Here is a 24,799-nt window from a genome sequence, read left to right as displayed (position 1 = left end):
GACACGTGCCGCCAATCTTCCCCATGGGAGGATGCGCGCGTGCCTCGACCGTTCGTCGCCTACCTCAGGGTGTACGAACCGCTGTCGGCTCTTGACGCACCGTTGGCCGATCAGGTGCGAAAAGCCCTGGAAACCGGGGTGCTGAGCCGGGCGGACGCGGGCTCCCGCGAACAGGAGCTGTGGTTGCGATCACAGCTCGCCCGTCCCCGCCGCCTGCTGCCCGGCGAGCGGTCGGACGGGAGTGTCGCGCCCGACGCACCCCTCGACGTGTTGACCATCAGCCCGGCCGAGGTGCCCGGCGAGGTCGGCCCGGGACCCCTGGTCTGCCCGCTCGACCTGAGGGCGAGGTCGGCCGCCGCGCTGGTCGGGTTCCTGGCGACCTCCAGCGGGCCGCTGCAGGACGCGGCGCTGGCCGTCGAGCCGGAGGCGATCCGGGCGCGGGCGTCGGCGGTGATGGCGGAGCTGACGGGCGGCGCGGTGCACGTGATCTCCACGACCTGGACCGTGCCGCTGCCCTGGTTCGCCCTGGTGGACCCCGACGCCCGCCGGATCGTGCTGGCGCCCCGGGACGACCCCGAGCGCCAGGTGTCGTGGCGGGTGGCGATGGGCGACGCGCGGCAGCGGGTGGCCAGGGCGCGCACGGTCGTGTCGCGCTCGCTGGGCGACGAGGGGCCGGCGAAGGTGCTGGCCGACACCGCCCGGTGGCTCGACCACTTCTCGCCGGACTCGGCGGTGGAGCTGGACTACGGCGGCCTGGTGCAGCTCATCGAGGACGACGACCTGCTGGAGGACTCCTCGGCGCAGGACGTGAACGCGATCGTGGACGCGCTGGAGGAGGGCGACGCCGAGGAGGTGGCCCTCCGCTACGAGAATCTCCGCGAGTTCTGGAGCGAGCTGGCCCGCCGCGAACGCCACGGCTAGCGGCCGGCGGGGGCCCGGGCCAGGAGGACGCGGGCGGCGCCGGCCGCCGCTGCGGCCAGCAGCAGGGCCGAGGGCCAGCCCGTGGTCGCCGCCAGCCAGCCCGCCACCGGCGGGGTGACCGTGGCGCTGAGGTAGTTGGCCGTGTTCTGGACGCCGAGCGCGGTGCCGCTGCGCCCCGGCGGGGCCAGTTCGGCGGTCGCGGTCAGGGCCAGCCCGTTCCACGCCAGGGCCAGCGCCGCGGTCGGGACCAGGACGGCGGCCAGCAGCGGCACGGGCGCGTGGTCGACCAGGGCGGCGGTCGCCGCGAACCCGGCGGCGATGGCGACGCCCATCGCCTTGAGCGGCCCGACCCGGTCCTGCGTCCGGTCCGACCACGCACCCGTGCCCAGCCGGCCCAGGCCGCCGAGCACCTGGGACGCGGCCAGCAGCGCCGCTGCCGTGCCCACGGCCACGCCCCGGTGGTCGTGCAGCAGTTCGACGACGAGGGCCGCTGCGGTGAACTGGGGCACCACCAGCAGGGCACTGGCCGCGCTCAGGCGCAGCAGCGCGGGGTCGCGCACCATCGCGCCCACGGTCGTGCCGCCCCCGGTGCCCGCGGTGCGGTCCGCCCACGGCGGTTCGCGGACCAGGACGGCGACCGCCGCCGCGACGAACGCGGTGAACGCCGCCAGCGCGAGGAAGGCCGCGGGCACGCCGGCCGCGATCGCCACGGAGGGCAGCACCGCCGCCGCCAGCGCCGCCCCCAGCGGGGTGGCCGTCTGCCGGATGCCCATGGCCAGGCCCCGGCGGTCCGCCGGGAACCACGTCATCACGGCCCGGCCGCTCGCCGCGTTGACGCTCGCCCCGAACAGGCCCGCGCCGACCAGCGCCAGCCCCGCCACGACCGGGCCGCCCACGACCGCCACCGCCAGGGACAGCGCCGCGCCCGCGCCGCCGACGGTCATCACCAGGCGCTCGCCCCGGCGGTCCGCAGCCGCGCCCCACGGCACCAGCGCGAGCGCGGTGCCCAGGTTGACCGCCCCGAGCAGCAGCCCGACCTGCGGCAACGTGAGGTCGAAGTGCTCGCGCAACTGCGGGGTGATCGCCGGGAGCCCGAGGAACACGGCGGCGTTGGTGCCCTGCGCCAGCGCGCCCACGGCCAGAACCACCCAGCGGTACCCCATGCCTGCACGCTAGGTCGGCCGTTCAGTATTTGGGAGAGTGTTCCCAACTAGTGGTACATGACGACGCGCGCCGGGGCCCGGAGGCCGGCCTCGGAGCCGAGAGGGGGCCGTCAGGCCGGGGTCATTCCTTCTCGCGGGCCGGGTTCGTCGGCCAGCCGCGCTCGGCGGCCAGCAGCTCGTCCACCGACGCGCTGCCGCTCTGGTACCGGCCCGCGATCTCCGCGTTGAGCCGGTCCACCACGACCTGCACCTCACGCCGCCGCCCGGAGACCGACGACTCCTCGTTGACGAAAGTCCGCAGCGCCAGGTCGAGCTTGTCGTCCGACAGCGCGCTCACGTCCGAGAGGTCGACGTCCGAGACCAGCGCCTCGACGTGCCGCCGGTGCGCCTCGGCCCGCGAGGGCTCCTGCGTCTGGTACCGGCCCAGGCCGGTCGCCGGGCCCACCGCGTTCGAGGCGAGGATCGTCGCCAGCTGGTCCACCACCGCCGACCCGCCGTCGGCCCGCCGCGCCTGCTCGGCCCGCACGATGTCGATCCGCGCGTGCAGCAGCCGCCGCAGGTACGACAGGTCGGTCTCCTCCTGGGCCGCCTCGTCGCGCAGCGCGCGCACCTCGGCGAGCGGGAGCCGCTCGACCCCCTCGGCGTAGTCGGGGGCGAGCACCCGGTCGATACGGCGGCGCCCGCCAGGACGCACCTCGATCACGTACTCATCCTGAGGTAGTTCCTGCCCACCCGCCAACACGAACCTGCTTCCAAAGTTGTCTCAAACCTGTACCGGACCGCGCACGCCGAGCAGGTCGCGCGCCTCGGCGGTGGACAGCGGCGGTCGCTGGGCGATCTTCGCCAACCCCGCCGCGCGCGCCACCAGTTGCGCGTTGTCCCGCACCGGCTGCCCCTTCGCGTAGGAGATGGTGTCCTCCATCCCGACCCGCAGGTGCCCTCCCGCGCTCAGCGCCGCCAGCATCACCGGCAACGACGTGCGCCCGATCCCGGTCGCCGAGAACGACGCCCCGTCCGGCAGCAGCCGCAGCGCGGCGACCAGCGTCTCCGCATCCCCCGGCATCCCGCCGGGCACGCCCATGACCAGGTCGACGTGCACCCGCCCGCCCGCCGGCGGGCCGTACTCGTCCAGCAGCCTGCGCAGCGACGCGAGCTGGCCGAGGTCGAAGATCTCGTACTCCGGCACGATCCCGCGCTCCTGCATCGCCCGGTGCAGCGAGACGACGAACTCCCACCGGTTGAGGAAGACGTCCTCGCCGAAGTTGACCGTGCCCATGGTGCAGCTCGCCGAGTCCGGCAGGGCGTCGAGCACCCGCAGCCGGTCCGCCTCCGGGTCGGTCACCGCGCCGCCGGTCGAGAGCTGCACGACCAGCGACGTCTGCTCGCGCAGCGCCTGCACGGTGTCGGTGAGCCGGCCGAGGTCGAGCGTCGGGCGGGTGTCGTCGCCCCGGATGTGGACGTGCACCATCGCGGCCCCGACCTGCTCGCACGACCGGGCGGTGGCGACCAGCTCGTCCAGCGTCACGGGGAGCTGGGGCACGTCGGCCTTGGCGTGCTCGGCCCCGGTGGGGGCGACGGTGAGCAGCGTGCCGTGGGAACCGGGTCGGGACATGTCGTGATCCTGGCACAGAACCCGGCGGGCCCGGTGCTCAGCGCCCGAGGTTGCGGGCGGCCTCCCGGCCCAGGCCCGGCGTGTCCGGCGGCACCGAGTCGGGGTCCACGGACGCCTGCACGACCCGGTCCTCCGCGCCGACCAGCAGTTCGGTCTCCACCGGCACCGAGCGCTTGACCAGCGCCAACGCGATCGGGCCCAGCTCGTGGTGCAGCGCGACCGACCCGACCCGGCCCACCGGCCGCTCGCCGACCACCACCGGGTCGCCGGTCTCCGGCTGGACCTCGCGGGTGCCGTCGAGGTGCAGCAGCAGCATCCGCCGGGGCGGCCGGCCGACGTTGTGCACCTTCGAGACCGTCTCCTGGCCCCGGTAGCAGCCCTTGTCCAGGTGCACCGCCGCGCCGATCCAGTTCACCTCGTGCGGGATGGTCCTCTCGTCGGTGTCCACGCCCAGCCGGGGCCGCAGCGCCTCGACCCGCAGCGCCTCGAACGCCCAGCTGCCCGCCGGGCGCGCGCCCGCGCCGGTCAGCTCCGCCCACCGGGCGGTCAGCGACCCGCGCGGCACGACCAGGTCGACGGCGTCCTGGCCCGGCCACGGCATCCGCCGCGCGAACCCGCCGCCGGGCAGCGCCGCGACACCCAGCCGCTCGGGCAGCGGCACGCCCACCTCGGCCAGCAGCTCCGGCAGGGCGGGCCCGACGACGGTCAGCACGGCCAGCTCGGACGTGGCGTCGCGCGGCTCGACCTTCGACCAGAACACCATCTTGGTCAGGTACGCCAGCAGCGCGCCCGCCGTCGCGGCCTCGGTGTCGAGGTAGACGGTGCCGCCGACGTTCGCCACCACCGCGTGGTGCTCCACCCGGCCCTGGACGTCGAGCACCAGCGCCTCGCTGCCCCGGTCCTCGCCGAGGGCCTCGAAGTGCTGGCTGGTCAGCGAGTGCAGCCAGGCCAGCCGGTCGTCGCCGGTCACCGCGAGCACGGCCCGGTGGGACCGGTCGAACACCGCGACCGACCGGGCCGCCGACCGCTGCTCCGCGAACGGGTCGCCGAAGTGCCAGGGCACGCCCTGGTCCGGCGAGCCCTCGAACGGCGCGACGGCGCCCGGCACGGTGAGCAGCGGTGAGGTCACGGGTTCTCCTTCAGGCAGTCCCGGCAGGTGCCGGACAGCGCGAGGTGGCTGGCATCCAGTTCGAACCCGAACTCGCCCCGGAGTGTTCCGCCCAGCGGGGACAGCAGCTCGCACGGCACCTCGTCCACCCGCCCGCACCGGTGGCACACCAGGTGCACGTGCTCGTGCTCGTCCACCGAGTAGGTGGGTGCCCCGTGACCGAGGTGGGTGTGCCGGACCAGGCCCAGCCGCTCCAGCAGGTCGAGGGTCCGGTAGACCGTCGTGACGTTGACCGTGGGCGCGGTGACCTGCACCCTCCGGCAGATCTGCTCAGGGGTCGCGTGCGCCAGCTCGCGCACCGCGTCCAGCACCAGTTGGCGCTGCGGCGTCATCCGCATCCCACGGTCGTGCAGCGTCTTGCGCAGGGCTTTCGGGCCGCCGGCGGTGTCCACGCAACCGATGGTAGGCCGTGAGTAGTCTCACGGTATGCGTGTGCTCGCTCTACTTGACGGAACCCTCGCCGATCCCGATGCCCCGCAGATCCGCGTGGACGACCTCGGCCTGCTGCGCGGCGACGGCGTCTTCGAAACCGTCCTCGTCGTGGACGGGAAACCCCGCGAACTGGGTCCGCACCTGGACCGCCTGGCCCGCTCCGCGGCGATGCTGGACCTGCCCGAACCGGACCGCGCCGCGTTCGAGCGGACGGTCGACCTGGTGCTGGACAACTGGACGGGCGGCCGGGAGATCGCCCTCAAGCTGGTGTACACCCGGGGCGTCGAGGGCGGCGACGGCACCCCGACCGGCTTCGCCCTGGGCACGGACATCCCGGCGAAGGTCGCGGGCCAGCGGGCCGACGGCCTGGCCGCCGTCGCCCTGGACCGGGGCGTCGAACCCGGTCTGGCCGAGCGCGCGCCCTGGCTGCTGCTGGGCGCGAAGTCGTTGTCGTACGCGATCAACATGGCGGGCCTGCGCGAGGCCGAGCGGCGCGGCGCGGCGGAGGTCGTGTTCACCACGCCGGCGGGCTCGGTGCTGGAAGGCCCCACGTCGACGCTGGTCGTGGTCCGGGGCCGGGAACTGGTCACCCCGCCGGCGACCTTGGGCATCCTGCCGGGCACGACGCAGGCCGCGCTGTTCCGGGCCGCCGAGCGTGAGGGTTGGACGGTCAAGGTCGAACCGGTCGCGGTGGACGACCTGTACGTGGCGGACGGCGTGTTCCTCGTGTCGAGCGTCCGTCTGATCACCCGCGTGCACACCCTCGACGGCAAACCGCTGCCGGACTCGACCGACCTGCACGCAGAACTGGTCGCTCTGTACGAATCCGAGTACTAGACACACCTCCTCCGCATGTGAAAACGCGGTCCCCGTTGTGGGGACCGCGTTCCTGTCGAACCACCTCAAGCCGGCTTTCCCGGCCTGGGGCGTCTTACTTCAGGCCGTTGTCCACGGCGCTCATCAGGGTGCCGGTGTCACCCGACATCTCCCAGATCATCGCGCCGAGCAGGCCGCGCTGCTTCATCCACGCGGTCTTCTTCTGGATCGACCACGTGTCGTCGAACGTCCACCACTGGCCGCCGTTGCCGGTGAAGCACGACGTCGCCACGGCCGGTTCGTCGTGGACCACCGTGCAGTTCGGCACGCTGGCCAGCAGGTTGGAGTACCCGCGCGTGCCGGCCTCCTCGGCGAACTGGCCCGGTGCCGCGCCGGTCGCCGACTGCCACTCGCCCTTCTTCCCGCCGTCCTGGACGCCCTGCCAGCCCCGGCCGTAGAACGCCAGGCCCACGGTGATCTTGCGCGGGTGCACGCCGGCTTCGAGGTAGGCGTTCACCGTGTCCTCGACGCTGAAGTGGAACGGGTACGGGTCGTCCTTGTCCGGGTACAGGTTGCCCTGGTGGCCGGTGCGGTTGGGCTCCCACGAGTTGTCGCTGCCCGAGCCGTGGAAGTCGTAGCCCTGGACGTTGAAGATGTCCATGGACTGCGCCACCCGGCCCAGCTCCCAGCCGGCCTCGATCTTGCCCCGGTCGGCCGGGGTGAACGCGGTGAGCTGGTAGCGCCTGCCGGACGTCTTGGTCAGCTCGTCCATCTGCTTGCGGAACTCCTCGATCAGGAGGGTGTTGTTCCGCTTGTCGTCCGGGCTGATGTGGTTGCCGGCGTGGCCTTCCGCGCCGGGCCACTCCCAGTCGAGGTCGATGCCGTCGAAGATGCCGGCCGCCGTGCCCGGACCGCCCGCCGCGTTGTAGGTCGGCAGGTTGCCCTTCAGGTAGATGTCGATGCACGACGCGACGAACTTCTTGCGCGCCGCGTCCGTGGCCGCGACGTCGGAGAAGTACTTCGAGTACGTCCAGCCGCCCAGCGAGATCAGCACCTTGAGGTGCGGGTGCTTCGCCTTGAGCTTCTTGAGCTGGTTGTAGTTGCCGCGCAGCGGCTCCCAGCCGGTGTCCGCGACGCCGTCGACCGACTGCGCCGAGCTGAACGGCCGGCTGTAGTCGGCTTCCGCGTCGCCCGCGCCGTCACCCTGGTTGGGGTCCTGCGGGTCGGCCGAGGTGCCCTTGGTGACGCCGTGCAGGCAGGTCTTGTTGACCGGGTCGATGTTGCCGAACGCGTAGTTGATGTGCGTCAGCTTCGCCGCCGCGCCGTTGGTGTCCAGGTTCTTCACGAAGAACTGGCGGCCGTAGATGCCCCACTGGACGAAGTAGCCCACCTTCGCGTATCCGCCGACGATGTCCGAAGTGGTCACCTTGACGGCGCTGCTCAGGCCGGACTCGTTGTCGTAGATGTCCCGCGCCTTCACCTGGAACGTGTACTCGGTGGACGGCGACAGGCCGTCGATCTTCGCCGTGGTCTCGGTGACCGTGGCGCGGACCGTGGAGCCCTGGTAGACGTCGTAGTTGGCGACCTTGTTGTTGTCGGTGGCCGCGTCCCACGCGAGCGTGACGCTGCCCGCGTCCTTCCCGGTGCTGCGCAGGTTGCCCGGCGTGCTCGGCGGCTGGGTGTCGTCGGCCGGGTTGTTCGTGGTGACGCTGATGGCGTTGCTGGCCCCGGACTGGGTGCCCTTGGTGTCCTTGGCCTTCACCGTGAACGAGTACGCCGTGTTCGGGGTGAGGCCGGTGACCGTGGCACTGGTGCCGGTGACCGTGGTGGCCAGCGCGGTCCCGTTGTAGACGTCGTAGCCGGCGACCGGCAGCGAACCCGCGGTGGACGCGTTCCACTGCAACGACACGGACTTCGTGGTCTTCACCGGGGAGCGCAGGTCGCCCGGGACGGTCGGCGGGACGTCCGGCGAGCCGTCGCAGTTCGCGTTGTTGATCCGGCAGGTGAGGGGTTCCACCGCGCGGCTGAGCGTGAACGTCGGGCTGTACGGCTCGGTCGTCTTCTTGGGACCGACCGACTTGTTGTAGTGCACCGGGACCACGGTGACCGAGTTGCCGGTCTGGGTGACCGTCGCGTTGTTGCCGTTGCTCGCGGTGACGCCGGCGGGCAGCGTGAACGTGATCGACCACTCGGACAGCGTCGTGGTGGTGTTGTTGGCCACCACGAACTTCCCGGTGTTCCCGCTCAGGGTGAAGTCGGCAGTGACCGGTGCGGGCGGCGGCGGTTCGGGACCGGTGCCGTCGCAGTTCGCGCCGTTGAGCGTGCACGAGGTCGGGTCGACCGCCGAGCTGAGCGTGAACGTCGGGCTGAACGGGTCGGTGTTGCGGCCCGCCTGGATGGTGCTGATGTAGTAGGCGGGGGTGAGGGTGACCTTGGTGCCGTTCTGGGTGGTGGTCGCGTTCTGCGCACCGCTCACCGTCACGCCGGCGGGCACGTCGAACTTGATCGACCAGCCGGAGACGGCGGCCGTAGTCGTGTTGGCGACCACGAACTTGCCCGTGGTGCCCGTTCTGCTGAACGTGGCGGTCAGGCCCGCCGCGGCGGTTGCCGGCGTGGCGAAGGTGGCGGTGGCGGCTAGTGCCACCAGCGCGATGGCTAGTCGGCGCATCAGGGTTGTGCCTCTCGATTGACAGGGACAGTCGAGAACCACGGCGGCCAAGTCTGAAACTAGGTCGTCACCACCTGATTGACAATGGGTCTAGACCAATTGCGTCCGTTCAGCCGTGTGGGTGGAAGCGGACCCGGGTACCCGGTCGCGCCTGGCCGAGCAGGGGCAGCGCGTCCGGCGGCACCACGCCGACCACCGGGTAGCCGCCGGTCGTCGGGTGGTCGGCCAGGAACACCACAGGTCGGCCGTCCGGGGGCACCTGCACCGCCCCGGTCACCAACCCCTCGCTGGGCAGTTCACGCCCCCGGTGGGCGGCCGTCCGGGGCAGCGCCGTGCCGTCGAGGCGCAGCCCGACCCGGTTGCTCCGCTCGGACGCGGACCACCGGCCGAGGTGGAGCCGGCCGGCCGGGTCGTCGAACCAGTCGTCGCGGGGACCGAGCACGACCGGCACGACCAGCTCGCCCGGCACGCCGAGCGGCGGCAGCACGTCCGCCCCGGTCGGCACCCCCGTCGGCACGCCGAGCGGCAGCTCGTCACCGGGGCGCAGCGGGGCCGGGCCGAGACCGGAGAGCACGTCGGTCGCGCGGCTGCCCAGCACGGCCGGGACGGTGATGCCGCCGGAGACCGCGAGGTAGCAGCGCAGGCCGTCGCGCGGGGTGCCGACGGCCAGTTCGTCACCGGGGCGCAGGTGCGCGGGGGAGTCGCGGAGCCGCCCGCCGACCAGGACGTCCGCGCCGGGACCGGTGACCGCGACGGTGCACGACGCGTTCGCGCGCAGCACCAGCCCGCCGAGCAGCAGCTCCAGGCCGGCGGCGTCCTCGGGGTTGCCGACCAGCCGGTTCGCCAGGCGCAGCGACGGCCGGTCGAGCGCGCCGGACGGGGGGACGCCGAGGTGCGCGTGCCCTGGTCGGCCGAGGTCCTGCACCAGCGCTTGGGGCCCGGTGCGCAGCACGGTCACCGACCGCCCGCCCGGCCGACCGCCGTCTGCGAGGGCGCCGTCCGGTCGCCCGGTCCGCCGGTCGAGAGCGGTCACCGGACCGCCCGGAAGCGCACCCGGTCGCCGGGCGAGAGCAGGGCCGGCCGGTCCCGGTCCGGGTCGAACAGCGGGGCGTCGGTGCGGCCGATCAGCCGCCAGCCGCCGGGCGTGGACCGGGGGTAGGCGGCGGTGTACTCGCCCGCCACGCCGACCGAGCCCGCCGGGACGCTCGTGCGCGGCGAGTCCAGGCGCGGTTGGCGCAGCGGCTCGGGCAGCCCGGTCAGGTAGCCGAAGCCGGGCGCGAACCCGCAGAACGCCACCGTGTAGACGGCCCCGGTGTGCAGCCGGACCACCTCCTCCGGGGTGAGGCCGGCGGTGGCCGCGACCAGGTCGAGGTCCGGGCCGTCGTAGACCACCGGTATCCCGACCTCCCGGCCCGGCGCGTCGACCGGGTCGCCCAGCCGCACGGCGGCCAGCACCCGCCGGACGGCCGGCAGGCCACCGGGCCGGGTCGCCACCAGCACGGTCCGTGCCGCCGGCACCAGCTCCACCACCTCGGGCAGCGCGGCGGCGTGGACCGCCGCGCGCACCGCCTCCACCTCGCCGGCCGAGTCGACCTCGACCAGCACCGCGTCGGTACCGCAACGCCGCAGCCGCATGTATCCCAGGATATGTCCTCAAGTTGGATTGTTGAACAATCCTATCCGAGAATCGTCCGCTCACCGCAACCGGACCGGTCGAGCGGCAACCGGCTCACGCCGGCCCGGCGGGCTCGTGCAGACGGCGGCCGGACAACGCGAGAGCCGACCGGCTCGTGCGGGGCGGACCGGCCGGCGGACGTCGGTCGGGTCAGCCGACCACGCGCTTGAGGTGCGCCGACGTGTGCGGCTGGAGCGGTTGGCCCACCATCGCGCGCTCCTCGACGTACGCGAGGTCGCCGCCGTTGACGATCCCGTAGAGCCGCTGCGCCCCCGTCACGTCCTTGGCGGACGCCGTCCGGACCACCGCGTCGGTGCCCAGCTCCCACGACGTCTGGCTGCGCGGCTTGCCGTAGTACAGCTCCACGATCCCGGTGTTGTGCGTGAGCAGCACCTCGATCGTGTCGTCCGCCCGGGGCCGCCAGAAGCCGGTCTCCCGGGCCGCCGGGCGGATCACCGCTCCCTCGGCGTCCAGCAGCCACGACCGGGCCTCGTAGAACAGGAACGGGCGGCCGTCGTGCGCGAACGTGACCTGCTGGCCGAACCGGTACGGGCCGTCGATGGTCGGGTACACGACCTCGCCCTCGCCGCGCCACACCCCGACCAGCGGCAGCAGCGCCAGGCACGCGTCGTGCAGCGACGGGCCCTCGCGCAGGTTCGCGGTGTCCGCCGGGACCGGCAGGTCGTCGAACTGCGGCAGGTTCCGGGTGCCGGTCGTCTCGGCGCGCGTGGCAGCGGCCCGCACCGCCGCGTCACCGCTGCCCGGCACGGGTGCGTTGTCCGCCATCAGCGCTGGTCGGAGTACAGCCGGTAGACCACGTACCCGGCGAACCAGACCACGGCCAGCGCCACCACGACCATCAGGGCTGTGAAGAAGTGTTCCACCCCGCGAGTTTATCGCCCGCGCTCGCGCCGGACCCGGTCGCGGTGGGCAACGCGACACAAAAGCGGGACCCCCGGCGCCAGTGCGCGCCGGGGGTCCGACGGGTGGCGCCGGGTCGTGCCCGTGCGCCCCCGGGCCGTCACTGCACGGCGACCGACACCGGGTGCACGCCCGGACCGTCGGCGGACACCGACGCCTGGCCGTTGCCCGAGCGGTGCAGCGCGCGGATCGTCCACGTGCCGGGGGCCGCGTAGAACCGGAAGTCGCCCTCCGGCGACGACACGACCTCGGCGGTGAACTCGCCGGACGCGTCGAGCAGCCGCACGTACGCGCCGCCCACCGGGCCGTCCGCCGTGCTGACCTTGCCGGTCAGCACGACCTCGCCCGCACCGACCTCCACGTCCACGCCCTGCACCGGCGCACCACAGGTGTCGCTCATCAGTCCTCCTTGCCGCTGCCGAGCTCCACCGGCACGCCGACCAGCGAGCCGTACTCGGTCCAGGAACCGTCGTAGTTCTTCACGTCGTCGTGCCCGAGCAGCTCGTGCAGCGCGAACCAGGTGTGCGACGAGCGCTCGCCGATGCGGCAGTACGCGATCGTCTTGCGGGAGCCGTCGAACCCGGCCTCGCCGTAGATCTCGGCCAGCTCGGCGTCGGACTTGAAGGTGCCGTCCTCGTTGGCCGCCTTGCTCCACGGCACGTTGATCGCGGACGGGATGTGGCCGCCGCGCTGCGCCTGCTCCTGCGGCAGGTGCGCCGGGGCGAGCAGCTTGCCGGAGAACTCGTCGGGCGAGCGCACGTCGACCAGGTTCTTGTTGCCGATGGCCTCCACGACCTCGTCGCGGAAGGCGCGGATCGAGTGGTCCTGCTCCTGCGCCTTGTAGTCCGTCGCCGCGCGGGTGACGGTCTCCTTGTCCAGCGGGCGGCCGTCGAGCTCCCACTTCTTGCGGCCACCGTCGAGCAGCTTCACGGAGGTGTGGCCGTAGAGCTTGAAGTACCAGTACGCGTACGCCGCGAACCAGTTGTTGTTGCCGCCGTAGAGGACGACGGTGTCGTCGTTGGAGATGCCCTTGGCGGACAGCAGCTTCTCGAAGCCCGCGCGGTCCACGAAGTCGCGGCGGACCTGGTCCTGGAGCTCGGTCCTCCAGTCCACCCGCACGGCGCCGGGGATGTGGCCGCCCTCGTACGCGGTGGTGTCCTCGTCCACCTCCACGAACACCACGCCGGGCGTGTTGAGGTTCTCCTCGGACCAGGCGGCGGAGACCAGGACGTCTTCACGGCTCATCGGAGCTGCTCCTGTTTCTTGTTTCTCGGTCTTACTGGGGGCGGGCGAGGGCTGGGGCGTAGCGGCGCAGGAGCAGGAACATCTCGCAGCCCAGGCACAGGCCGAGCGCGGCGTTGAGCAGCGCGGCGACCAGCGCGGCGGACGTGGCGACCACTCCGAGCGCGGTGAGACCGGAGGCGTACCCGATGGTCCCCACCAGGGCGAAGACGAACCCGACGCCCTGCGCGAACCGCAGCGGGGCGGCTTCCTCGCGCTCCCGCGTCGGGACGAGCCGGGGCTGGACGGCGAACCGGTAGACGTGCCCCCACGGGTTGAGCTTGAGCGAGACGAACGCGCAGAGGCCGAACAGCGCGGTCTGCGCCGCGAGCAACCGCCACGAGCCGGTCAGCAGCACGACCGCGAGCACGGCACTGGTGATCATGGCGCTGAACCGGGGACCTCGCGGGTCCACGGGGGCATCTCTCGGCACGGCGACCTCCTGACGGTGACATGACGGGCAGTCCGTCCTCAGGCGGTGTTAGGGCAGTCGCGCACGCCGGTCAAGGCGTGGCACCGCCCGGGGGGACCCGCCCGGTCAGCTCACCGCGCGACACAGGCTGCTGCGGACGCGGCAGAGGTCAACCGCGAGTCGCTTGGTCAGCAGCGTGTCCATGGCGACGAGGGTAGCCGCTGGTTCCTCCTGTCGGGAGTGGCGTCCACAACGTGGGAGTTCCCAGGTTCACCCGATCGGTCGAGGTAGGTAGTGGCGCAGGGCCGCAACGAGAACATCCCGTTTCGGCACGCCGCCGACCCGCAGCAGCTCGACCCCGTCGGGGCCCAGCGCGAGGGTCGTCGGGGTGCGCAGCACGCCCAGCGCGGCGGCCACCTCGGGCAGGTTCGTCACGTCCAGGTCGACGTGCCGCAGTCCCTCCGTGCGCTCCGCGAGGTCGGCCAGCAGCACGCGGGTGTGCCGGCACGGCGCGCAGAACGTCGTGGAGAGCTGCACCAGCGTCACCGGGGTGGCCGGGTCGAGCAGGTCGCGCACCGGTCCGGGCAGCTCCACGGTCGTCGTCCCCTCCCGCGCGGTCCGGACGCGGCCCTCCCGCGCGCGCAGCAGCACGCCCGCCAGGACGGCCACCGCGACGGCGCCGAGCAGCGCCCACGCCCCGACCACGTGCTCAGCCCTCGTCCAGCGGGATGTCGTCGATGGTGCCCTCGACGGTCAGCGCCCCGCTCTCCACCGTGATGGCGGTCGGCGTGACGGTGAACGGCAGCCCGCCGGGGTCGATGGTCACGCTCAACGCCTGCCGCACGACGCCCAGCACCTCCGCCAGGCCGGCCAGCGAGGTGTCGTCCAGCTCGACGTCGTTCACCGACACCGCCACCTGGCCGTCGGCGACCAGGGTGACCGCGCCGTACGCGGTGATCCGGATCTTGCGGCCGGCGACCGTGGTGCTGCCGCTGAGCTTCACGGCGGCCGTGGTCGGGTCGGGCTTCGCGGGCTTGGGCGTCGGCGTCGCCTCCGGCCGGGTGTCCGGCTCGATCGCCATGTCGGTGAACGGGGTGACCGTGTTGACCAGCCGGTTCACGTCCTGGGCCTTGATCTTGACGCTGCCCCTGACCTGGTCGATGCGCGCGTCGCGGGTGTTGCCCGACAACAGGTCCGACAGGCCGATCCGGGTGTGGTAGAGGTTCGCCCTGATCTCCAGGTCGCGCAGCGAGTCGCGCACCGGCACGCCGGTCGCGGTGATCTCGATGTCCCGGTAGTCGCCGGTCAGCGCCTGGTAGGTGAACGGGAAGCCGTGGATGCGCACGGTCGGGTCGTCGGCCAGCCGGAACTTGTCCCGCATCCGCTGCGCCACCTGGTACTCACCCGCCGCCGCCAGCCCGTAGTCGGCCGCGACCAGCAGGCCCACCAGCACCAGCGCGGCGATGATCAGCTTGCGGCCCCGGGACGGGCGGCGGGTGGTCGGCGTGGCGGTCATCGGGTTCCCTCGTCGGTCGAGCGGTCGAGCCAGGACGCGATCCGGTCTACCAGAGCCGGGGTCATCGCGGACTCCGCGTGGCGGACACCCGGTTCCACCCACAGGGTGCCCGTGCCGCCCGCCGCCCGGTGCAGCGCCCGCGCGTGCGCCGGGCCGAAGTAGTGGTCCTGCTCGCCGTGCACGATCAGCAGCGGCGTCGGCGCGATCCGGTGCACGACCTCCAGCGGGCTGGGCGGCGTGGTCCGCCACGGCGGGCCCAGCCGGACGCCCAGCGCGCGGGCCGCGAGCCGGCCGTGCGGCTGCTCCAGCAGCCAGTGCACCCGGCGCATGGGCGCGGTGTCGCGCACCCACCAGCGGGACGGGCTGCTCACCGCCGCGACCGCGTCCGGCCGGTCGTGGTGCAGCGCGGCGTGCCGCAGCGCGATGGACGCACCCATGGAGAACCCGACGGTCACCACGCGTCGGTACCCGTGGGAGCGGGCCAGCGAAACCCCCGCCGCCAGGTCGTGCACCTCGTCGTCGCCGACCGAGGACAGGCCCGCCGACCGGCCGTGGCCCCGGAAGTCCAGCGCGACCACCCCGCCGTGCCGGGCCAGGCGGGTCAGCACGCGCGACACGAACGGCTTGCGGACGTGGTTGGTGAAGCCGTGGCCCACGACGAAGGCCAGGTCGGTCACCGCAGGTGACGGGGTCAGGTGCACTCCGTGCAGGGTGACGCCGTCGCGCGCCACCGCCGCGACGGGTGTGGCGTTCGGGGGGACGACTGTGACCCTGTCCGCCTGACCTGGGTCTTTCGTGGTGCGCACCGGTATCGTCTCCGTCATCCGCAGGCAACGGGGCCCGGTCACCGTACTTCGCGCTGCCCGGTCCGATGACCGGGCACCGGCCGAACAGGAGGGCGCCGCGATGAGTATCGACGTGCTGCTGCTGACCACCGACCCCGACCCCGGGGCGGTGCTCCCCGCGCTGGCGCTGCTCCCGCTCGACGTGCGCCCGCTGCGCCCCGACGTGTCGGCCCTGCTCGACGCCGGCCCGCACGACCTGGTGCTGGTGGACGCCCGCGCGGACCTGGTCGGCGCGCGCGGCCTGTGCCGGCTGCTGGAGGCCGGCGGCGTCGACGTGCCCGTGGTCGCGGTGGTCGCGGAAGGCGGCCTGGTCGCGGTGAACGCGGACTGGAGCGTGGACGACATCCTGCTGCCGACCTCCGGCCCGGCCGAGGTTGACGCCCGGCTGCGGCTGGTGCGGTCCCGGCGCGGCGCGGACCGCCCCGGCGGCGACGGCTGCCTCCAGCTCGGTGAGCTGGTCATCGACGAGGCCACCTACACCGCCCGCCTGCGCGGTCGCCCGCTCGACCTGACCTACAAGGAGTTCGAGCTGCTCAAGTACCTGGCGCAGCACGCCGGCCGGGTGTTCACCCGCGCGCAGCTGCTCCAGGAGGTGTGGGGCTACGACTTCTTCGGCGGCACCCGGACGGTGGACGTCCACGTGCGGCGGCTGCGCGCCAAGCTGGGCCCCGAGCACGAATCGCTGATCGGCACCGTGCGCAACGTGGGCTACAAGCTCGTCCGCCCGCCCCGACCGGGGGGCGCCCGCCGGGCCGGCGCCCTCGACGCGTCGCCGGACGGCGCGGCGCAGCCGGCCCGCACCGGGGGCACGGCGGTGCCCACCCGGTAGTTTCCCGGTGTGGAATCGACGTGGTTCGAAGAGCTGTCCACCGGGCAGGCGCACGAGGTGTCCGACCTGCTCGACGCGGTCGCCCGCGAGGACGGCGCGGCCGCCGTGGGCGAGCAGGTGCTGCTGAGGCTGCGGCCCGGCGCGCGGGGCAGCAACCACCTCCTGGTGCGCTCCGGCGACGCCCTGGTGGGCTACCTGCACCTGGACCTGTTCGGCGACGCCGACGACAACAAGGTCGCCGAGCTGGCCGTCCACCCCGGGCACCGCCGCCTCGGCGTGGGCACCGCCCTGGTGGAGGCCGCTGCCGGCCGGGCCGAGCCCCTGCGCTTCTGGGCGCACGGCGGGCACCCCGGCGCGCAGGCCCTGGCCGCGAGGCTGGGCTACCGCAAGGTCCGCGAGCTGCTGCGGCTGCGCCGCCCGCTGGACGGCTCGCTGCCCGAGCCGTCCCTGCCCGACGGGGTCGCGCTGCGCCCGTTCGAGCCGGGCCGCGACGAGGCCGCCGTGGTCTACGTGAACCACCGGGCGTTCTCCTGGCACCCCGAGCAGGGCGCGATGAGCATCGAGGACGTCCGGGAGAAGGAGCAGGAGCGCTGGTTCGACCCGGCGGGGTTCCTGCTCGCCGTGGACGGCGAGGACCGGCTGCTGGGCTTCCACTGGACCAAGTCGCACACGCCCGACCTCGGTGAGGTGTACGTGGTGGGCGTCGACCCGGACGCACAGGGCGGTGGCCTGGGCAAGGCGCTGACCCTGGCCGGGCTCGCGCACCTGCGGCGGTCGGGCACCCGGGAAGTGATGCTGTACGTCGAATCCGACAACGCTGCGGCATTGGCCGTGTACGAGCGGTTGGGATTCACCCGGTGGGATTCGGACGCCCAATACGCCAAGTAGTGACAAACCTGTCACGCCATGCAAACGCGCTGGTCACGCCACCACCCGATCGGCGGTGTGACTGGTCACCTCCCGTGTGGAGTTCACCTCCCGTTCACCTTTTCCTGGGCGCTTGTCCACCCTCGCTGCCTACCGTCCGTCCCGAGCGGCGAGGTCCGTCGCGTCAATTCCGCTTTCGTTAGGTGGAGGACCCAGGTGAAGACCAAGCGGCACGGTGCCGTCGTCGGCCTGATCGCGGCCGGTGCGCTTCTGCTCACCGCATGTGGCAGCGACAACAACGCCCCCGGCACGGGCGGCACGTCCAACGCGGCGTCCGGCCCGTCCGTCGAGTGCGGCGGCAAGGCGAAGCTGAGTGCAGAGGGTTCCTCCGCGCAGAAGAACGCGATCGACACGTTCATCCAGGCGTACAAGCAGAAGTGCGCCGGCGCGGACCTGGCGTACAACCCGTCCGGCTCCGGCTCGGGCGTGAAGAACTTCAACGCGGGCCAGGTGGACTTCGCCGGCTCCGACTCGGCCCTGTCCAAGGACAAGGGCGAGGTCGAGGCCGCCGCCAAGCGCTGCGCCACCGGCCCGGCGTGGCACCTCCCGCTGGTCTTCGGCCCGGTCGCCATCGGCTACAAGCTGGAGGGCGTGAAGGACCTGGTGCTCACCGGCGAGGTGACCGCCAAGATCTTCAACGGCACCGTCAAGAAGTGGAACGACCCGGCGATCGCCGGCCTGAACTCCGGTGCCACCCTGCCGGACAAGGAGATCAAGGTCGTCTACCGGTCCGACGAGGCCGGCACGACGGACAACTTCCAGAAGTACCTGAAGATCGCCTCCAAGGGCGCGTGGACCCAGGGCGACGGCAAGCAGTTCAAGGGCGGTGTCGGCGAGGGCAAGGAGAAGTCCGCCGGCGTCGCGCAGGCCGCCGGCTCCGTCGACGGCGCGGTGACCTACGTCGAGCTGTCGTTCGCGCAGGACAACAAGCTGTCCATCGCCAAGATCGACGCCGGCCAGGGCGCGGTGGAGCTGACCAACGAGACCGTCGGCAAGGCCATCGACGGCGCGAAGCTCAAGGGCGAGGGCAACGACCTGGTCCTCGACCTCGACTCGATCTACGGCACCACCACCGCGGGCTCCTACCCGCTGCTGCTGGCCACCTACGAGATCGTCTGCTCCAAGGGCTACGACGCCGACACCGCGAAGGCCATCCGGGCGTTCCTGACGGTGGCGGCGACCGACGGCCAGGCGGGCCTCGTGGACGCGGGCTACGCTCCGCTGCCCAAGGCGTTCCAGGAGAAGGTGCTGACCGCCATCAAGGCGATCGCCTGACCGGCCGGCACCCTCCCGCCCACGCTGAAGCGATGAACGACCGCATCGTGGCCAAGCGCCCCTCGGGCACCGGTGACACCGGTGCCCGAGAGGGCGTTCCGGCCGCTCGACCCGACTCGGAGGCTCCGATTCCCCCGACCGCGGAAGCCGAACAGAACGCACCCCACGTCCGGCCGGGTGACCGGATCTTCCGTGGCCTGGCCACCGGTTCGGGCATCTTCATCGTGGTCCTCATCGGGGCCATCGGCCTGTTCCTGCTCATCCAGGCCGTCCCGTCGCTCGCCCTGGACCAGGCCAACTTCCTGACCAGCCGCGAGTGGGCCACCGGCGACACCAAGAACCTGCGGTTCGGCATCCTCGACCTGCTCCTGGTCACCGTGGTGTCCTCCGCCTTCGCGCTGCTCATCGCCATGCCGATCGCCCTGGGCATCGCGCTGTTCCTCACCCAGTACGCGCCGCGCAAGCTCGCCCGGCCGTTCGCGTACGTGATCGACCTGCTCTCCGCCGTGCCGTCGATCATCTACGGCCTGTGGGGCCTGCTGGTGCTCGCGCCGGTCCTCACGCCCGTCGGCGAGTGGCTCACCGGCTCGCTCGGCTTCATCCCGCTGTTCGCCAAGGGCAACGTCAGCATCGAACTCGGCGGCACCATCTTCACCGCCGGCATCGTGCTCGCGGTGATGATCCTGCCGATCATCACGGCGGTCAGCCGCGAGGTCTTCGACCGCACCCCGCCCGCCCACGTCGAGGGCGCCATCGCGCTGGGCGCCACCAAGTGGGAGGTCGTGCGGACCACGGTCCTGCCGTTCGGCAAGGCCGGCTACGTCAGCGCCTCGATGCTCGGCCTCGGCCGCGCGCTCGGCGAGACCATCGCCCTGATGATCATCCTGAGCGCCACCAACGAGGCGTTCGGCTGGAGCCTGTTCGACGGCGGCGCGACCTTCGCGTCCAAGATCGCGCTGGCCGCGCCGGAGTTCAACGACGCGCTGTCCGCGGGCGCGTACATCGCCGCCGGCCTGGTGCTGTTCGCGCTGACCTTCGTGGTCAACGCCATCGCCCGGTCCATCGTCGCCGGTCACAAGGAGTACGAATGACCACCAAGACGGCGGACTTCAACCGCCTGGCGACGCCCCCGACGTTCCAGAGCGTCAGCGGCCTGCGCAAGTTCAAGAACAGCTTCGCCACGGTGCTGGTGTACCTCGCGTTCGCCATCGCCATCGTGCCCCTGGTGTGGGTGCTGTGGACCGTGGTCCAGCGCGGCCTGCCGGTCGTCCTGGACGGCGACTGGTGGCAGAAGTCGCTGTCCGGCCTGCTGGCCCGGCAGGAGGGCGGCGGCGCGTACCACGCCATCTACGGCACGCTCGTCCAGGCGCTGGTGTGCGGCCTGATCTCGGTGCCGATCGGCCTGTTCGTGTCGATCTACCTGGTCGAGTACGGCGGTCGCTCGCGGCTGGCCAAGGCCACCACGTTCATGGTCGACATCCTGACCGGTGTGCCGTCCATCGTGGCCGCGCTGTTCGTCTACACGCTGTGGATCACCACGTTCGGCTTCGGCCGCAGCGGCTTCGCGGTGTCCCTCGCGCTGGTGCTGCTCATGGTGCCGGTGATCGTGCGGACCACCGAGGAGATGCTCAAGATCGTGCCGGACGAGCTGCGCGAGGCGTCCTACGCGCTGGGCATCCCCAAGTGGAAGACCATCGTCAAGATCGTGATCCCGACGGCGCTGTCCGGCATCCTGACCGGCGTCATGCTCGCCCTGGCCCGCGTCATGGGCGAGACCGCGCCGGTGCTGGTGCTGGCCGCGTACGCGCCGTTCATCAACTACAACCTCTTCGACGGCCCGATGGCGTCGTTGCCGCTGCTGATGGCCAGCGAGCGCAACAACCCGACGCAGGCGGGTTTCGAGCGGATCTGGGGTGCCGCGATCACCCTGGTGCTGATCATCACCCTGTTCAACCTGCTGGCGACCGTGATCTCGCGGTGGCTGGCCCCGAAGACCAAGTGAGCGGGCGGTTATGGCCAAGCGCATCGACGTGAAGGACCTCAACCTGTACTACGGCAAGTTCCACGCCGTGGACGGGGTTTCCCTCGCCGTGCCGCCGAAGAACGTGACCGCGTTCATCGGCCCGTCCGGGTGCGGCAAGTCCACCGTGCTGCGGTCGTTGAACCGGATGCACGAGGTGGCCACCGGCGCGCGGGTGGAGGGCAAGGTCCTCCTCGACGGCGAGGACATCTACGCCTCGACCATCGACCCCGTGCAGGTCCGGCGCACCATCGGCATGGTGTTCCAGCGCCCGAACCCGTTCCCGACCATGTCGATCCGGGACAACGTCGTCGCGGGCCTCAAGCTGGCCGGCGAGCGCAGCCGGTCGAAGCTCGACGAGGTCGCCGAGCGCTCGCTGCGCGGCGCGAACCTGTGGAACGAGGTCAAGGACCGCCTCGACCGCCCCGGCGGCGGCCTGTCCGGTGGTCAGCAGCAGCGGCTGTGCATCGCGCGGGCGATCGCCGTGCAGCCCGACGTGCTGCTGATGGACGAGCCGTGCTCGGCCCTGGACCCGATCTCCACGCTGGCGATCGAGGACCTGATCACCGAGCTGAAGAAGGAGTACACGATCGTCATCGTGACCCACAACATGCAGCAGGCTGCCCGGGTCAGCGACCAGACGGCGTTCTTCAACCTGCTCGGCGTCGGCCAGCCCGGCCGGCTGATCGAGGTGGACGACACGGAGAAGATCTTCTCCAACCCCAGCCAGAAGGCGACCGAGGACTACATCTCGGGCCGCTTCGGCTGACCAGGAAGACCTCCGAGGGGCCCTCCCGCCACGGCGGGAGGGCCCCTTCGTCCATGTGGCCCTCATCACCCGGGCGAGTGGTCCAGTGCTCCTTACGGGTACCACCCCGGAACCACGCCCGTCCGGGCCTCGTCATAGTCAAGACATGATCTGACGTGCGCGGTACCGTGCTCAACAGGAATCGCGTGATCGCAGGGGGTAGTGGTGCCGCCAGAGGGAGCGTGGAGCGCGCAGTCCATGCGCGCCATGACGGCCAACATGCAGGGCCTCAAGCAGGCCGCCGAGTCGGGCTCGTTCGCCATCAAGCAGTCCGGCGCAGAGGCTTACATCAAGGCCATCGAGAACGCCGAGCTGGAGATCAACGGCCTGAACAGCCAGCTCTACAAGCTCCAGCAGCAGACCCAGCTCGGCACCAGCCCGGATGCGCAGGCGATGAGCCGGTACAACGCGGAGAGCGCGAACGGCGGCGGTGGCACCACCGGGATCGTGCCCGCCATCGAGCAGCTGAAGACAGCGCTGCTGGACGCCAAGGCCGCCCTTCGCAAGGCGGTCGAGAACTACCGCGAAGTCGACGACGCTGCCGCGAACAGCCTCAAGAAATACTGAGACGGGGATGCAGTTGACCAGGAATCCAGTGGTTCGTTGGGTGCTGCCGATCGTGGTGGGCGGCTTGGTGGTCGCGGGCTGCACGACCGAGACGCCTGGTGACCCGACGGCGACCCGGGGGCCGGCCACGACGACCGGATCCGCCTCGGAGCCGACCAGCACATCGTCCTCCTCGGGCGGGGACGAGTTGGCCGATTTCGACCCGTGTGCCCAGTTGAACGCGGTAGCGAGCCAGTTCGCCCTGACCCGCATCGAGAAGCAGGGCACGCAGGACTGCCAGGCGCGCTGGGGCGAGACGACCACGATCGTGTCGATCAAGGTCTTCCCCACGCTGGGCCTCGGTGATGTCGTCCTCGGTCCCAATGCGAAGCCGTCCGACGTCCAGGTCGGCGCTCGCAAGGCCAAGCACGTCGAGGCGGTGCTGACGACCACCGACTGCGTCTACGCGGTCGAGATCACCCCGAAGTCGAGGGTCGATTTCTTCGCGGCGGCCACGGCATCGTCCGCGGAAGCGTGCGAAGCGGCCAACAAGCTGGCCACCGCTGTCGAACCGAAGCTGCCCAAGTAAGTCAGGAGGAGAGCCGTGGCACCGCCGAACTCGCAGAATCCCAACGCGACCAAGGTCGTCTACGCCGGGCAGACCGAGGCGGAGCTGCGCGACGAGTACCAGAAGAAGGTCGCCGCGGACCCCGGGTTCGCCAACCTGGTCCCCAACCTGTTCGCCTACGTCGACTACAAGACCAAGTCGGCCGCGAACCAGGCCAACCAGGAAAAAGAGCTCGAGAAGGTGGTCGAGAACTACCGGCCGCCGATGACGCCGTCGGGCTCCTTCTACATGGGGCGCTCGCACGAGGAGCTCAAGGCCATGGTCACCGACAACATGGCACCCGGCACGGCCAACGAGCAGGGCGAGGCGTGGACCAAGATCGGCAACACGCTGGTCGACCTGCAGAACAACCTGAGCAAGGCGACCGAGGCGAGCAAGGGCGCGTGGCAGGGCAACGCCGCGCAGTCCGCGCAGGGCTACTTCACGAACATGGCCACGTGGTCGGGCGACGCGGCGCAGGGCGCGCAGCTGACCGGCAACAAGCTCTACGAGCAGAGCCAGGCCGCCGAGACGGCCAAGACGAACATGCCGGAACCGGTCAAGTTCAGCACGGCCGACGCCTACAAGATGTTCTTCTCCGAGCCGAACCCGTTCAAGTGGGCGGCGACGATCGACAAGATCGAGCAGAAGTTCGAGGAGAAGCAGCAGGCGCACGAGCGCGCCGCCGAGGTCATGACGAACATGTCGACCTCGTTCCAGGAGTCCGGCTCCACCATGCCCGCGTTCTCGCCGCCGCCGCCCATGGAGGGTTCCGGCGGCGGTGACCCGAGCCAGCCCGGCAAGCCCAACGACCCCGGCACGCCTGGTCGTCCGTCCATTCCGGACGGTCCCGGCGGCACCGGTGGCACGGGTGTCACCGGCATCCCCGGTCCGGGCGGTGGCACGGGCGGCAACGGCGGTGGCAACACCAACCAGTCCGGCTGGACGCCCGGCGGTGGTGGCGGCGGAGGCGGTGGCGGCGGCATCCCCGGCCCCGGTGGTGGCGGGGGCGGCGGTGGTGGTGGCGGGGGCGGCTGGATCCCCGGCCCCGGGGGCGGTGGTGGCGGAGGCGGCGGTGGCAACCGACCGCCCGGCATCCCCGGCCCGAACCCGCGGCCCGGCATCCCCGGCATCCCCGGCGGAGGCGGTGGCGGTGGCGGCGGCCGAGGCGGAATCCCCGGTGGCGGTGGACCCGGTGGTGGCGGCGGCGGTGGGCGTGGTGCCGGCGGCCTGGGCGGCATCCCCGGCGGCATGGCGGCGGCCGGTCGCGGCGGTGGCTTCGGTCCCGGTGGCGGCGCGGGCGTGCTCGGCGAGGCCGGACGCGCGGGCGCGGGCGGCTTCGGGCCGTCCGGTGGCGGCGCGGGTGGCCTCGGCGGCGGCGCGGGTGCGGCCGGTCGCGGTGGTGCCGCCGGCATGGGCGGCATGGGCGGAGCCGGGCACGGTGGTCAGGGCGAGGAGGACAAGGAGCACAAGGCCGCGTCCTACCTGGTGGAGACCGAGGACGTGTTCGGTGACGGCACGATGGTCGCACCCCCGGTCATCGGCGGGTGACGGTGTTCTCGTTCGCCCTCTCGCACGCGGCTGCCGACATGCTCTGGGAAGACCTCAAGCTCGGCAGCCGGCCCTACCCGTTCGACTTCCCCTACCTCGGCCAGACGTTCGACGAGCGGCGCGGCATCCGCAACGCCGTCTACAACGACCTGGAGTCCCGGGGCCTGGCCCGGCGCGGCCGGGTCTCGCCCGAGGTCGAGGAGGCGCTGAACCTGTTGGTGCGCTTCGACTTCTCGCTCAACGCCATCGCGTCGCTGGACCCGAAGAACGTGGAGCGGCAACTCCTCGCCCGCGCCGGGGCGAAGGGTGAACTGGCGGTCGTCGCGGTCCTGGACGACCGCCAGATGAAGGTCGACACCCTGCGGTCGTCCACGCTGCTGCGCACGGTGGTCGACCTGATCCCGCAGTCCCGGCCCGGTCCCGGGCAGTCGCTGACGGTGCCGGTGCCGTCGTCCGCCCCGCCGCCCCCGCCGCGCCGCGACGAGGACTTCGGCAGCGCGACGTTCACCAGCGCCATGGCCCCGAGGTCCACGGCGACCTCGCAGGTCCGCGCGCTGGAAGCGACCTTCGAGCGGCCACGCCTGCGCGCCGGTCAGTTCGGTGTCACGGTGCGCGGGCGGCACGGCCGCGAGCAGCGCGCCCCGCAGGTGGCCTGGTTCGACAACGACCAGGGCCGCTACATGTCGCAGACCAGGCTGGGGCAGGACGGCCAGAAGTGGCTCACCCACGCCCCCGCCGACAACGCGCGCATCGCCGCCCAACTGGCCCAGGAGCTCAACGCCCTGCTGAACTGACGCCGCGAGCGG

Annotated in this window: 28 protein-coding genes; 12 read left to right on the top strand and 16 right to left on the bottom strand. The window is 72.1% G+C overall.

Annotated features, from left to right (window positions below):
• Positions 1 to 39 precede the first annotated feature (39 nt).
• Complete coding sequence (locus AB0I60_RS09295) at positions 40 to 921, top strand: hypothetical protein (protein WP_360727152.1); 882 nt, start codon at positions 40 to 42, stop codon at positions 919 to 921.
• On the opposite strand, the gene AB0I60_RS09290 is transcribed toward AB0I60_RS09295, so the two are convergent.
• The 5 genes from AB0I60_RS09290 to AB0I60_RS09270 form a co-directional block, all read right to left on the bottom strand.
• Positions 918 to 2,084, bottom strand: coding sequence for an MFS transporter (locus tag AB0I60_RS09290; protein ID WP_360727151.1), 1,167 nt, complete (start codon positions 2,082 to 2,084; stop codon positions 918 to 920). The two genes, AB0I60_RS09295 and AB0I60_RS09290, sit on opposite strands and share 4 nt — an antisense overlap.
• Before the next feature lie 121 nt (positions 2,085 to 2,205).
• Positions 2,206 to 2,787 (bottom strand): aerial mycelium formation protein, encoded by a 582-nt coding sequence (locus AB0I60_RS09285; RefSeq protein ID WP_360727150.1) that lies wholly within the window; start codon positions 2,785 to 2,787, stop codon positions 2,206 to 2,208.
• 60 nt (positions 2,788 to 2,847) lie between these two features.
• Positions 2,848 to 3,696: a 3-keto-5-aminohexanoate cleavage protein gene (locus AB0I60_RS09280; protein WP_360727149.1), complete on the bottom strand. Its 849-nt coding sequence runs from the start codon at positions 3,694 to 3,696 to the stop codon at positions 2,848 to 2,850.
• Positions 3,697 to 3,733: 37 nt separating this feature from the next.
• Positions 3,734 to 4,825, bottom strand: coding sequence for a folate-binding protein (locus AB0I60_RS09275; protein ID WP_360727148.1), 1,092 nt, complete (start codon positions 4,823 to 4,825; stop codon positions 3,734 to 3,736).
• Positions 4,822 to 5,202, bottom strand: coding sequence for a transcriptional repressor (locus tag AB0I60_RS09270; RefSeq protein ID WP_360728508.1), 381 nt, complete (start codon positions 5,200 to 5,202; stop codon positions 4,822 to 4,824). The genes AB0I60_RS09275 and AB0I60_RS09270 overlap by 4 nt, the downstream gene beginning before the upstream one ends.
• Positions 5,203 to 5,290: 88 nt before the next feature.
• Here AB0I60_RS09270 and AB0I60_RS09265 point away from each other — a divergent pair, with 88 nt between their 5' ends.
• Positions 5,291 to 6,133 carry an aminodeoxychorismate lyase gene (locus tag AB0I60_RS09265; RefSeq protein WP_360727146.1) on the top strand — a complete coding sequence of 281 codons (843 nt, stop codon included), beginning with the start codon at positions 5,291 to 5,293 and terminating at the stop codon, positions 6,131 to 6,133.
• Between the two features lie 94 nt (positions 6,134 to 6,227).
• On the opposite strand, the gene AB0I60_RS09260 is transcribed toward AB0I60_RS09265, so the two are convergent.
• The 11 genes from AB0I60_RS09260 to AB0I60_RS09210 form a co-directional block, all read right to left on the bottom strand.
• Positions 6,228 to 8,780 carry a glycosyl hydrolase family 18 protein gene (locus AB0I60_RS09260; RefSeq protein ID WP_360727144.1) on the bottom strand — a complete coding sequence of 851 codons (2,553 nt, stop codon included), beginning with the start codon at positions 8,778 to 8,780 and terminating at the stop codon, positions 6,228 to 6,230.
• 109 nt (positions 8,781 to 8,889) lie between these two features.
• The gene (locus AB0I60_RS09255; protein ID WP_360728505.1) at positions 8,890 to 9,732 is read right to left on the bottom strand and encodes a biotin-dependent carboxyltransferase family protein; all 843 of its coding nucleotides are present in this window, start codon (positions 9,730 to 9,732) and stop codon (positions 8,890 to 8,892) included.
• A 77-nt stretch (positions 9,733 to 9,809) separates the two neighbouring features.
• Positions 9,810 to 10,415 (bottom strand): 5-oxoprolinase subunit PxpB, encoded by a 606-nt coding sequence (gene pxpB, locus AB0I60_RS09250; RefSeq protein WP_360727142.1) that lies wholly within the window; start codon positions 10,413 to 10,415, stop codon positions 9,810 to 9,812.
• Positions 10,416 to 10,605: 190 nt separating this feature from the next.
• A complete protein-coding gene (locus AB0I60_RS09245; RefSeq protein WP_360728502.1) occupies positions 10,606 to 11,223 on the bottom strand; it encodes an FABP family protein in 618 nt (205 codons plus the stop codon).
• 253 nt (positions 11,224 to 11,476) lie between these two features.
• Positions 11,477 to 11,776, bottom strand: coding sequence for a DUF1416 domain-containing protein (locus AB0I60_RS09240; RefSeq protein ID WP_360727140.1), 300 nt, complete (start codon positions 11,774 to 11,776; stop codon positions 11,477 to 11,479).
• The gene (locus tag AB0I60_RS09235; RefSeq protein WP_360727138.1) at positions 11,776 to 12,621 is read right to left on the bottom strand and encodes a sulfurtransferase; all 846 of its coding nucleotides are present in this window, start codon (positions 12,619 to 12,621) and stop codon (positions 11,776 to 11,778) included. The genes AB0I60_RS09240 and AB0I60_RS09235 overlap by 1 nt, the downstream gene beginning before the upstream one ends.
• Before the next feature lie 31 nt (positions 12,622 to 12,652).
• Entirely contained in the window at positions 12,653 to 13,090 is a 438-nt protein-coding gene (locus AB0I60_RS09230) for a DUF4395 domain-containing protein (RefSeq protein WP_360727136.1), read from the bottom strand.
• A gap of 105 nt (positions 13,091 to 13,195) precedes the next feature.
• Positions 13,196 to 13,273, bottom strand: a complete 78-nt coding sequence (locus AB0I60_RS09225; protein ID WP_360728500.1) for a putative leader peptide — start codon at positions 13,271 to 13,273, stop codon at positions 13,196 to 13,198.
• Between the two features lie 66 nt (positions 13,274 to 13,339).
• Positions 13,340 to 13,774, bottom strand: coding sequence for a thioredoxin family protein (locus AB0I60_RS09220; protein WP_360727135.1), 435 nt, complete (start codon positions 13,772 to 13,774; stop codon positions 13,340 to 13,342).
• Between the two features lie 4 nt (positions 13,775 to 13,778).
• Positions 13,779 to 14,585, bottom strand: coding sequence for a DUF2993 domain-containing protein (locus AB0I60_RS09215; protein WP_360727133.1), 807 nt, complete (start codon positions 14,583 to 14,585; stop codon positions 13,779 to 13,781).
• Entirely contained in the window at positions 14,582 to 15,286 is a 705-nt protein-coding gene (locus tag AB0I60_RS09210) for an alpha/beta fold hydrolase (protein ID WP_360727132.1), read from the bottom strand. Before AB0I60_RS09210 ends, AB0I60_RS09215 begins: the two co-directional genes overlap by 4 nt.
• A 205-nt stretch (positions 15,287 to 15,491) precedes the next feature.
• Between AB0I60_RS09210 and AB0I60_RS09205 the strand changes: the two genes are divergently transcribed.
• The 10 genes from AB0I60_RS09205 to AB0I60_RS09160 all read left to right on the top strand — a co-directional run bounded on the left by AB0I60_RS09205 (position 15,492) and on the right by AB0I60_RS09160 (position 24,787).
• Positions 15,492 to 16,259 carry a response regulator transcription factor gene (locus tag AB0I60_RS09205; protein WP_360727130.1) on the top strand — a complete coding sequence of 256 codons (768 nt, stop codon included), beginning with the start codon at positions 15,492 to 15,494 and terminating at the stop codon, positions 16,257 to 16,259.
• Positions 16,260 to 16,292: 33 nt separating this feature from the next.
• Positions 16,293 to 17,147: a mycothiol synthase gene (gene mshD, locus AB0I60_RS09200; RefSeq protein ID WP_360728498.1), complete on the top strand. Its 855-nt coding sequence runs from the start codon at positions 16,293 to 16,295 to the stop codon at positions 17,145 to 17,147.
• Positions 17,148 to 17,342: 195 nt separating this feature from the next.
• Positions 17,343 to 18,461: a phosphate ABC transporter substrate-binding protein PstS gene (gene pstS / locus AB0I60_RS09195; RefSeq protein ID WP_360727128.1), complete on the top strand. Its 1,119-nt coding sequence runs from the start codon at positions 17,343 to 17,345 to the stop codon at positions 18,459 to 18,461.
• A gap of 32 nt (positions 18,462 to 18,493) precedes the next feature.
• The gene (pstC, locus tag AB0I60_RS09190; RefSeq protein WP_360727126.1) at positions 18,494 to 19,552 is read left to right on the top strand and encodes a phosphate ABC transporter permease subunit PstC; all 1,059 of its coding nucleotides are present in this window, start codon (positions 18,494 to 18,496) and stop codon (positions 19,550 to 19,552) included.
• Complete coding sequence (pstA, locus tag AB0I60_RS09185) at positions 19,549 to 20,463, top strand: phosphate ABC transporter permease PstA (protein WP_360727125.1); 915 nt, start codon at positions 19,549 to 19,551, stop codon at positions 20,461 to 20,463. Before pstC ends, pstA begins: the two co-directional genes overlap by 4 nt.
• 10 nt (positions 20,464 to 20,473) lie before the next feature.
• The gene (gene pstB / locus AB0I60_RS09180) at positions 20,474 to 21,250 is read left to right on the top strand and encodes a phosphate ABC transporter ATP-binding protein PstB (RefSeq protein ID WP_360727124.1); all 777 of its coding nucleotides are present in this window, start codon (positions 20,474 to 20,476) and stop codon (positions 21,248 to 21,250) included.
• A gap of 204 nt (positions 21,251 to 21,454) precedes the next feature.
• A complete protein-coding gene (locus AB0I60_RS09175) occupies positions 21,455 to 21,856 on the top strand; it encodes a hypothetical protein (protein WP_360727122.1) in 402 nt (133 codons plus the stop codon).
• Positions 21,857 to 21,896: 40 nt separating this feature from the next.
• Complete coding sequence (locus AB0I60_RS09170) at positions 21,897 to 22,424, top strand: hypothetical protein (protein ID WP_360727121.1); 528 nt, start codon at positions 21,897 to 21,899, stop codon at positions 22,422 to 22,424.
• Between the two features lie 15 nt (positions 22,425 to 22,439).
• Positions 22,440 to 23,993: a hypothetical protein gene (locus tag AB0I60_RS09165; RefSeq protein WP_360727119.1), complete on the top strand. Its 1,554-nt coding sequence runs from the start codon at positions 22,440 to 22,442 to the stop codon at positions 23,991 to 23,993.
• Positions 23,990 to 24,787, top strand: a complete 798-nt coding sequence (locus AB0I60_RS09160; protein WP_360727118.1) for an ESX secretion-associated protein EspG — start codon at positions 23,990 to 23,992, stop codon at positions 24,785 to 24,787. Before AB0I60_RS09165 ends, AB0I60_RS09160 begins: the two co-directional genes overlap by 4 nt.
• Positions 24,788 to 24,799 lie beyond the last annotated feature (12 nt).

The sequence above is a fragment of the Actinosynnema sp. NPDC050436 genome, assembly GCF_040655415.1.
Taxonomy (GTDB): Bacteria; Actinomycetota; Actinomycetes; order Mycobacteriales; family Pseudonocardiaceae; genus Actinosynnema.
Note: the sequence above shows the minus strand (reverse complement) of the source record. Positions and strands in the feature narration are given on the sequence as shown.

Bases quoted from the DNA above. Each gene is read 5' to 3' on its own strand.
- AB0I60_RS09290 (WP_360727151.1), bottom strand. From the start codon at position 2,084: ATGGGGTACCGCTGGGTGGTTCTGGCCGTGGGCGCGCTGGCGCAGGGC.
- pxpB (WP_360727142.1), bottom strand. From the start codon at position 10,415: ATGCGGCTGCGGCGTTGCGGTACCGACGCGGTGCTGGTCGAGGTCGAC.
- AB0I60_RS09205 (WP_360727130.1), top strand. From the start codon at position 15,492: ATGAGTATCGACGTGCTGCTGCTGACCACCGACCCCGACCCCGGGGCG.
- AB0I60_RS09270 (WP_360728508.1), bottom strand. From the start codon at position 5,202: ATGCGGATGACGCCGCAGCGCCAACTGGTGCTGGACGCGGTGCGCGAG.
- AB0I60_RS09260 (WP_360727144.1), bottom strand. From the start codon at position 8,780: ATGCGCCGACTAGCCATCGCGCTGGTGGCACTAGCCGCCACCGCCACC.
- pstC (WP_360727126.1), top strand. From the start codon at position 18,494: ATGAACGACCGCATCGTGGCCAAGCGCCCCTCGGGCACCGGTGACACC.
- AB0I60_RS09215 (WP_360727133.1), bottom strand. From the start codon at position 14,585: ATGACCGCCACGCCGACCACCCGCCGCCCGTCCCGGGGCCGCAAGCTG.
- AB0I60_RS09265 (WP_360727146.1), top strand. From the start codon at position 5,291: ATGCGTGTGCTCGCTCTACTTGACGGAACCCTCGCCGATCCCGATGCC.
- AB0I60_RS09280 (WP_360727149.1), bottom strand. From the start codon at position 3,696: ATGTCCCGACCCGGTTCCCACGGCACGCTGCTCACCGTCGCCCCCACC.
- AB0I60_RS09240 (WP_360727140.1), bottom strand. From the start codon at position 11,776: ATGAGCGACACCTGTGGTGCGCCGGTGCAGGGCGTGGACGTGGAGGTC.
- pstA (WP_360727125.1), top strand. From the start codon at position 19,549: ATGACCACCAAGACGGCGGACTTCAACCGCCTGGCGACGCCCCCGACG.
- pstB (WP_360727124.1), top strand. From the start codon at position 20,474: ATGGCCAAGCGCATCGACGTGAAGGACCTCAACCTGTACTACGGCAAG.
- AB0I60_RS09225 (WP_360728500.1), bottom strand. From the start codon at position 13,273: ATGGACACGCTGCTGACCAAGCGACTCGCGGTTGACCTCTGCCGCGTC.
- AB0I60_RS09235 (WP_360727138.1), bottom strand. From the start codon at position 12,621: ATGAGCCGTGAAGACGTCCTGGTCTCCGCCGCCTGGTCCGAGGAGAAC.